Annotated in this window: 7 protein-coding genes and 1 pseudogene; 6 read left to right on the plus strand and 2 right to left on the minus strand. The window is 63.6% G+C overall.

The genetic code is table 11. The features are described 5' to 3' along the window. Positions 1-822: amidase (locus JOZ76_RS21425; protein WP_291701590.1), on the plus strand; the 822-nt coding region annotated here is incomplete at its 5' end. Between the two features lie 10 nt (positions 823-832). Here the strand turns inward: JOZ76_RS21425 and JOZ76_RS21430 are convergent. Together JOZ76_RS21430 and JOZ76_RS21435 are read right to left on the minus strand one after the other, a co-directional pair. Continuing rightward, on the minus strand, positions 833-2,539 hold the full coding sequence (locus JOZ76_RS21430; RefSeq protein ID WP_291701592.1) for a methyl-accepting chemotaxis protein: 1,707 nt from the start codon (positions 2,537-2,539) through the stop codon (positions 833-835). Between the two features lie 187 nt (positions 2,540-2,726). Next, positions 2,727-3,374, minus strand: coding sequence for a TetR/AcrR family transcriptional regulator (locus JOZ76_RS21435; protein WP_291701594.1), 648 nt, complete (start codon positions 3,372-3,374; stop codon positions 2,727-2,729). A gap of 149 nt (positions 3,375-3,523) precedes the next feature. Here JOZ76_RS21435 and JOZ76_RS21440 point away from each other — a divergent pair, with 149 nt between their 5' ends. The 5 genes and pseudogenes from JOZ76_RS21440 to JOZ76_RS21460 form a co-directional block, all read left to right on the plus strand. Further along, entirely contained in the window at positions 3,524-3,733 is a 210-nt protein-coding gene (locus JOZ76_RS21440) for a ferredoxin (RefSeq protein ID WP_291701596.1), read from the plus strand. 46 nt (positions 3,734-3,779) lie between these two features. Further along, positions 3,780-4,988 carry a cytochrome P450 gene (locus JOZ76_RS21445; RefSeq protein WP_291701598.1) on the plus strand — a complete coding sequence of 403 codons (1,209 nt, stop codon included), beginning with the start codon at positions 3,780-3,782 and terminating at the stop codon, positions 4,986-4,988. A gap of 88 nt (positions 4,989-5,076) precedes the next feature. Continuing rightward, complete coding sequence (locus JOZ76_RS21450) at positions 5,077-6,399, plus strand: MFS transporter (RefSeq protein ID WP_291701600.1); 1,323 nt, start codon at positions 5,077-5,079, stop codon at positions 6,397-6,399. Positions 6,400-6,414: 15 nt separating this feature from the next. After that, positions 6,415-7,092 (plus strand): sulfite oxidase-like oxidoreductase, encoded by a 678-nt coding sequence (locus tag JOZ76_RS21455; RefSeq protein WP_291701602.1) that lies wholly within the window; start codon positions 6,415-6,417, stop codon positions 7,090-7,092. A gap of 43 nt (positions 7,093-7,135) precedes the next feature. Further along, positions 7,136-7,273 (plus strand): annotated as a pseudogene (locus tag JOZ76_RS21460) (osmotically inducible protein C); the annotation flags it as partial.

Raw genomic sequence — 7,273 nt, forward strand, 5'->3', positions numbered from 1 at the left:
CATAGCCCGAAATTCGGGGTCAACCGCACGCTCGGCGTCCAAGGCCCGATGGCGCGCAACATCGAGGACCTTGCCCTGTTTCTCGATGCCATGAGCGGCGAACATCCGGCCGACCCGCTGTCGCTTCCCAAGCTGCCGACCTCGTTCCTGTCATCGGCGCGATCGGGCCGGAAGCCGAAACGCGTCGCCTACTCGGCCGATCTCGGCATCACGCCGGTCGATCCGGAGGTGGCGGCGCTGACGCGCAAGGCGGCGGCACGCTTCGCGGAGGCCGGCGTCATCGTCGAGGACGCGCATCCCGATCTGTCCGAAGCTCACGACTGTTTCCACGTCCTGCGCGCGTTCGACTTTGCCATCAGCAAGGCGGAGCTGCTGAGAACGAAGCGCGACCTGCTCAAGCCGGAGGTGATCTGGAACATCGAAAAAGGCCTCGAGCTCACCGTCGAGCAGATCGCGCGCGCCGAGGCGCAGCGCGTCGCCATGACCGAGCGCGCGCACGCCTTCTTCGAAAGCTACGACTTGCTGCTGACGCCGGCCACGATCGTGCCGCCGTTCCCGGTCGAGCACCGCTACGTCGCCGAATGCGGCGGCCAAAAATTCGACAATTACATCCAGTGGCTCGGCATCGTCTATGCGATCACGCTGGCCTGCTGCCCGGCGCTGTCGATGCCATGCGGATTCACCGGCTCCGGCCTGCCGGTCGGGCTCCAGGTGGTCGGGCCTCCCCGAGGCGAGGCGCCGCTGCTCGCCGGCGCCAAGGTGCTGGAGGACATTCTGGGCCTGCGCGATATCGTCCCGATCGACCCGCGTCCGCCGAAATGACCTTGCCTCGTCAGGCTGCGCGCACCGAATTTAAGAATTTGCCGACCTCGAGTTTCAGCCGGTTGCTATCGGACGACAGCGACTGAGCCGCCGAGAGGACCTGCGAAGAGGCCGACCCGGTTTCGCTTGCGCCGCGCTGCACATCGGTAATGTTGGCGGAGACCTGCTGGGTGCCTTGGGCGGCCTGCTGCACGTTGCGGGAGATTTCCTGGGTTGCCGCGCCCTGCTCCTCCACGGCAGCCGCAATGGTCGAGGAGATTTCCGACAGCCGTTCGATCGTGCCGGAGATATCCCGGATCGCGCTCACCGACTCGTTCGTCGCCGTCTGGATGCTCGCGATCTGCTGGCCGATCTCGCCCGTGGCCTTTGCGGTTTGCTCGGCAAGGGCCTTCACCTCCGAGGCGACCACCGCGAAACCGCGGCCCGCCTCGCCGGCGCGCGCCGCCTCGATGGTGGCGTTGAGCGCGAGCAGGTTGGTCTGGCCGGCAATGGTGTTGATCAGCTCGACGACGTCGCCGATACGGCCTGCGGCCTTCGACAACTCGCCGACGCGATCGTTGGTCATGCGGGCCTGCTCGACCGCTTCACTCGCCATGCGCGCGGATTCCTGCACCTGACGACTGATCTCGTTAACCGAGGACGACAGCTCTTCGGTGGCGGAGGCGACCGACTGCACATTGGTGGAAGCTTCCTCGGACGCCGACGCGACGGTCGTTGCGAGGGTCTGACCGCGTTCTGCGGTCGAGGTCAGCGTGGTTGCGGAAGCCTCGAGCTCGGTCGAGGCCGAGGAAACCGTATCGACGATCTCGCCGATCGCACCTTCGAACCGGTCGGCAAGCTGCAGCATGTCGGCGCGGCGCTGCGCGGTCGCACGTCTTTCCGTCTCCTTCCGCTCAAGCTCCATGCGGGTCTTTGCGAGGCCGTTTTCCTTGAACACCAGAGCCGCTTTCGCGACCTCGCCCACTTCGTCCTTTCGCTCGGTGCTGTGGACCGCGACGTCGTAGTCGCCGGCGGCCAGTGCCTGCAGCAGCGCAACAATCGATTGGATCGGTTTGCTGATGCCGAATTGACCGATCAGCATGCCGAGCGCGAGGCCGGCGATCACGCTGATCACGGAAATCACGATCAATGTTCGCGATGTTGAGACATATTCGTCCGCGGTGGCTTGCTCGAATTCCTCCGCACGCCTGGTCATCCGCTCGGCGACGGCGTTCATCCTGCTCCGCAAGCTCTCCGCAACCGCATCGCTTCTCATTACGACTTCCAACAACTTCTGCGCGGTTTCACTGGTCTTGGTCGAGGATGCCGCATCGACGGCCGCAAGCGTCGTGGCGACACTCTGCTGATAGGCCGCAAAGGTCTCGCGGACCGAAGGCAGCAGCGCCTGAACCTGCTGGTCGCTGGTTTTTGCGACCTCGTCGAGCCGTTCGCGGAACAATCTGACCTGCTCATCGATCACATGGCCGGCCGCTTTGCGGTTGTCATCGCGCGGATCGAGCGCGCTGCGAAACTCCGCGCCGATCATGGACATGACGTTGACATTGGCGCGTGCGGCGAGCATCGAACGCTTGGCGGCGGCCGCCATTCGCACGGCGCGTTGGTTCTGGTCATTCAGCGCACTGGTCGCCAGATAGGCGAGCGAGCCCATCAGTGCCGCAAGCAGGAGAACGACCGCGAGAATCTTGGTGAGAATGCGAAAGCGCCCGAGAAATTGCATGTGCCGCCCTTGGAGTCGCAGCGCGTTGATCTCGAGGCAGAATCATGCAGACATGTGCCCCTGCGTGAGGTTGTCGCAGTCCGGCAATTAACGGGGCATTAAACAGCAGCGCGCCCCGTGAAACTACTGGAGCGCATAGCAGACCACGTCGGCCTGATCTCGATCGTACCGCAAAGGCGAGGTGATTTCAGTCGCGCCGCGCCCCCTCGCCACCGGCAGCCTCGATCGCCAGCTTCAAACTCATCCGGGTCTGCTCGACGATATCGTCGACCAGTTGCTCCCGCGTGATGAGAGCGGCCTTGCCGGTGAGCAGCCCCTGCTCGGCCAGCATGACCACGCCGTGCAGTGCAGCCCAGATATGCAGGGCGTGGCGCTCGCGCACCAATCCGATCTGCGGCGCCTCCATCGCGTCGAGCAGCAGGTCGTAGGTTTCCCGCGCGGCGTTGTGCAACTCGCTGCCCTCCGGTGCGCAGGCCATGGTGCGCGAGGCGAACATCAAACGATAGACGCCGTGACGGCGTAGGCCGAAGGCGAGCGCCGTCTGCGCGAGCCGCGACAGCTTTGAACGCTCTGACGGCTTTTCGATCTCGTCGCGCAGCAGCACGTTGAACTGGCGGAAGGCTTCCGCCGTCACCGCCACGAGCAGCGCGTCGCGGTCGGCGAAGTGACGGTACGGGGCCGGCTGCGAGACGCCGAGCTTCTTGGCCAGCGCGCTGATATTGACCGCTTCGGGACCGCCGCGTTCCACATCCTGCAGCGCAGCCCGCACCAGGGCATCCCTGAGATCCCCATGATGATAGGTATGTTGCGGCTTGCGGGCGGGGCGCGGCGACATTTTGATGTAATGATCTATAACTTTTGTCTTGACAGCATGATCGAAGCACGAATGTAATAGACTATAATTTTAAAAAGCAATGTCCACGTCAAGCCAACGGAAACGCCAAGATTCGCAGCCCACGAAGCTGCGCGGGGCCGGGAGACTGCATGTCCGGAAAGCTCAAGGTCCATGTCGACCCCGACAAATGCCAGGGTCATGCCCGCTGCAAGGCGCTGGCTGGCGAGCTGTTCGATCTCGACGCGTATGGCAACGCGCATGAGAAGGGCGACGGCACGGTGCCCCCCGGCCTTGAGGACAAGGCCTATCTCGCCCGCGCCAACTGCCCCGAGAATGCGATCGACGTGACCGAAGACTAGTTGCGTGCCGCAACCGGTGGCCAGACTGCCCGAAGGAGCAGCAGAGATGTCCGACACCAGCTTCATGCCCGAACATCCGCCGGTCACCGACTGGGTGCACGATTTCGATCACACCGATCCGCGCTGGACGGAAAACCCTTTCCCGATCTGGGACGAACTGCGCGAAAAATGCCCGGTCGTGCACACCAGACGCTTCCAGGGCTGCTATCTGCCGACCAGCTTTGAAGCGGTGCGGCAGATCGCCTACGACACCGAGCACTTTTCCTCGCGCCGTGTCATCGTGCGCGACGAGCGGCCGGAAATCCAGAAGAATGGCGCTCCGCCGATCACCTCCGATCCGCCCGAGCACAAACCCGCCAAGCAGTTGCTGCTGCCGCCGTTCACGCCGGATGCAGTGAAAAAGCTCGAGCCGCGCGTGCGTGCGATCTGCAACGAGCTGATCGACGGCTTCATCGCCGATGGCGCGTGCGACGCCGCCGACTGCTATGCCAAATTCATTCCGGTGCGCGCGATCGCGCACATGCTCGGGATTCCCGAGGCGGACGCCGGGCTCTTCATCGACTGGATCCACCGGATCCTCGAACTCAGCATCAAGGACGAGAGCCAGCTCAAGACGGCGGCGGAGGAGATGGGCGCCTATTTCATCGGCCACATCGAAGCGCGCAAGCGGCAGCCGACCGACGACCTGATCACGACGCTGATGAACGCCAGGGACAAGAGCGGCGCGCCGCTCGACGACATGCACGTCCTTGGATCGTTGCGGCTGCTCCTGATCGCCGGCATCGACACGACCTGGAGCGCGATCGGCGCCTCGCTCTGGCACCTTGCCAAAACGCCGGCCGACCGCCACCGTCTGGTTGCGGAGCCGGAACTGATGCCGACCGCGGTCGAAGAGTTCCTGCGCGCCTTCTCGCCCGTGACGATGGCGCGCGAGGTGATAAAGGAAACCGAGATTCAGGGCTGCCCGGTCAGGCCCGGCAACATGGTCCTGTTGTCGTTCCCCGCCGCCAACCGCGACCCGGCAGTCTTCCCCGATGCCGACAAGGTTGTGCTAGACCGCAAGCAGAATCCGCACGCCGCGTTCGGGCTCGGCATTCATCGCTGCATCGGATCCAACCTCGCGCGGATGGAGATGACGGTTGCTCTCGAGGAATGGCTGAAGCGCATTCCCGAGTTCCACCTCGACCCGGCCCATCAGGTGAAGTGGTCGCAAGGCACGGTGCGCGGCCCACGCCAGTTGCGCGTGATTTTTTGAGGGACAGCCTGTGCCCCCACCCCTTGGAACGACAAGACCTTTCGACCTATAAGGAGGGTCATAACAAATCGTTCCAGGGGAGCCGTGCATGACAGACCAGGCCTTGAAGCCGGCTTCCGAGGCGTTCGATCTCGGCGGCGCCGAGCGGCGGATCAAGGCGATCTTCATCGGCTCGATCGGCAACCTAGTCGAATGGTACGATTTCTACGCCTACACCGCCTTCGCGCTATATTTCGCGCCGGCCTTCTTCCCGCAGAGCGATCCCGTGGTGCAGCAGCTCAACGCCGCTGTACTGTTCGCCGCGACCTTCCTGATGCGCCCGCTCGGCGGCTGGCTGTTCGGTTATCTCGCCGATCATTTCGGCCGCAGGCTATCGCTGACGCTGTCCGTGGTCTGCATGTGTTTCGGCTCGCTGATGATCGCGGTGACGCCGACCTATGCCACGATCGGCTTCGCCGCACCGGCGATGCTGGCGCTGGCGCGGGTCATCGAGGGCCTTAGCCTAGGCGGTGAATACGGCGCGAGCGCCACCTACTTAAGCGAAGTTGCGGATGCCAGGCATCGCGGCTTCTATTCCAGCTTCCAATACGTCACTTTGATCGGTGGCCAGCTCACCGCGATCATCGTGCTGCTGCTCCTGCAGAAGGTCTTCTTGACTTCGGCGGAATTGAAGGAGTGGGGCTGGCGGATTCCCTTCGCGATCGGCGCCCTGCTCGCGATCTTCGCCGCCGTGATGCGGCGCGGCCTGCACGAGACCGAGGCCTTCGTCGAAGCCAAGAAGGCGGTCAAGCCGACCGGCTCGATCACCACCCTGTTGCGCTATCCACGCGAGCTGTTGCTCGTGGTCGGGCTGACGGCCGGCGGCACCGCCGCGTTCTATACCTTCACCACCTACATGCAGACTTTCGTTAAATTGTCGGTCGGCCTCAGCGAGGACCAGACCACCTTCGTGATCTTCGGCACGCTGCTGTTCGCCACGCTCCTGCAGCCGCTTTATGGCGCGCTGTCCGATCGCATCGGCCGGAAACCGCTCCTCATCTTCTTCGGCGTCGCCGGCACGCTCGCGACCGTGCCGATCCTGACCACATTGAAGGAAACCAAGGAGCCGCTCTACGTCTTCCTGCTGATCTGCTGCGCCTGGATCTTCGTCGCCGGCTACACCTCGATCAACGCCATCGTAAAGGCGGAATTGTTTCCGACCAATGTCCGCGCGCTCGGCGTCGGCCTGCCCTATGCGATCACCGTCTCCGTGTTCGGCGGCACCGCGCCCGCGATCGCGCTCTCGTTCAAGAGCCTGGGGCATGAAGACTGGTTCTATTATTACCTTACGGGCATCATCTTCCTTTCGCTGGTCATCTATTCGACCATGCGCGATACCAAGCACGAATCGGCGATGCATCGGCACGAATAAACCGTGGCGTCAGCGATGAGCGAGGACCACGAACCGCCGCCGGAATCCAAGCTGACACGCAGCAAGGAGCGCTGGGCGCGCGAGGGCAAGTTCCTGACCGGAAAAATCACACGGCCCGAGGACGAGCGCCTGCCGCCGGGTCAGCACCTGACCCGCGACTGGCCGGTGCTCGATCTCGGCTTTCTGCCGAACATTTCGCGCGAGCGCTGGCGACTCGACGTCTACGGCGCGGTCGAAAATCCCCTGTTCTGGGATTTCGCGCAGCTTTTGGCGCAGAAGCAGTCGCAATTCGTCTCCGACATTCACTGCGTGACGACCTGGTCGCGCTATGACAATCAGTGGGAAGGACTCTCGACGTCCGACCTCCTGGCCGCCTGCCGCCCGCGCGACGAGGCGCGGTTCGTCATGCTGCATTCTTCCGATGGCTACACCACCAACCTTGCACTCGAGGATTTCGCCGCCGACACTGCTCTATTGGCCCATAGCTGGTCGGGCAAGCCGCTGGAGGCCGAGCATGGCGGCCCGGTGCGGCTCGTGGTGCCGCATCTGTATTTCTGGAAAAGCGCGAAATGGCTGAAGGCCATCGAGTTTTTGGCCGATGACGCACCCGGCTATTGGGAGGTTCGCGGCTATCACAACCGCGGCGATCCCTGGTCCGAGCAGCGCTATTCGGACGACTCATATTCGTGCTGAGCTCTCCGGCCAACAGAGAGCATTGCAAACGGGGAGGCTCACATTGCCAACCGAACGCTTCCAATTCGAAGGTGAAGGCGGCCACCATTTGGCCGCGCCGCTGGACCTGCCCGAGCAGGAGCCGCTCGCCTTTGCCCTGTTCGCGCACTGCTTTACCTGCGGCAAGGATGCGCTGTCGGCG

The organism is Bradyrhizobium sp. (assembly GCF_019244115.1).
Lineage (GTDB): Bacteria > Pseudomonadota > Alphaproteobacteria > Rhizobiales > Xanthobacteraceae > Bradyrhizobium.

Excerpts from the sequence above, each read along its gene's own strand:
- JOZ76_RS21430 (WP_291701592.1), bottom strand. The coding sequence starts at position 2,539 with ATGCAATTTCTCGGGCGCTTTCGCATTCTCACCAAGATTCTCGCGGTC.
- JOZ76_RS21445 (WP_291701598.1), top strand. The coding sequence starts at position 3,780 with ATGTCCGACACCAGCTTCATGCCCGAACATCCGCCGGTCACCGACTGG.
- JOZ76_RS21440 (WP_291701596.1), top strand. The coding sequence starts at position 3,524 with ATGTCCGGAAAGCTCAAGGTCCATGTCGACCCCGACAAATGCCAGGGT.
- JOZ76_RS21450 (WP_291701600.1), top strand. The coding sequence starts at position 5,077 with ATGACAGACCAGGCCTTGAAGCCGGCTTCCGAGGCGTTCGATCTCGGC.
- JOZ76_RS21455 (WP_291701602.1), top strand. The coding sequence starts at position 6,415 with ATGAGCGAGGACCACGAACCGCCGCCGGAATCCAAGCTGACACGCAGC.
- JOZ76_RS21435 (WP_291701594.1), bottom strand. The coding sequence starts at position 3,374 with ATGTCGCCGCGCCCCGCCCGCAAGCCGCAACATACCTATCATCATGGG.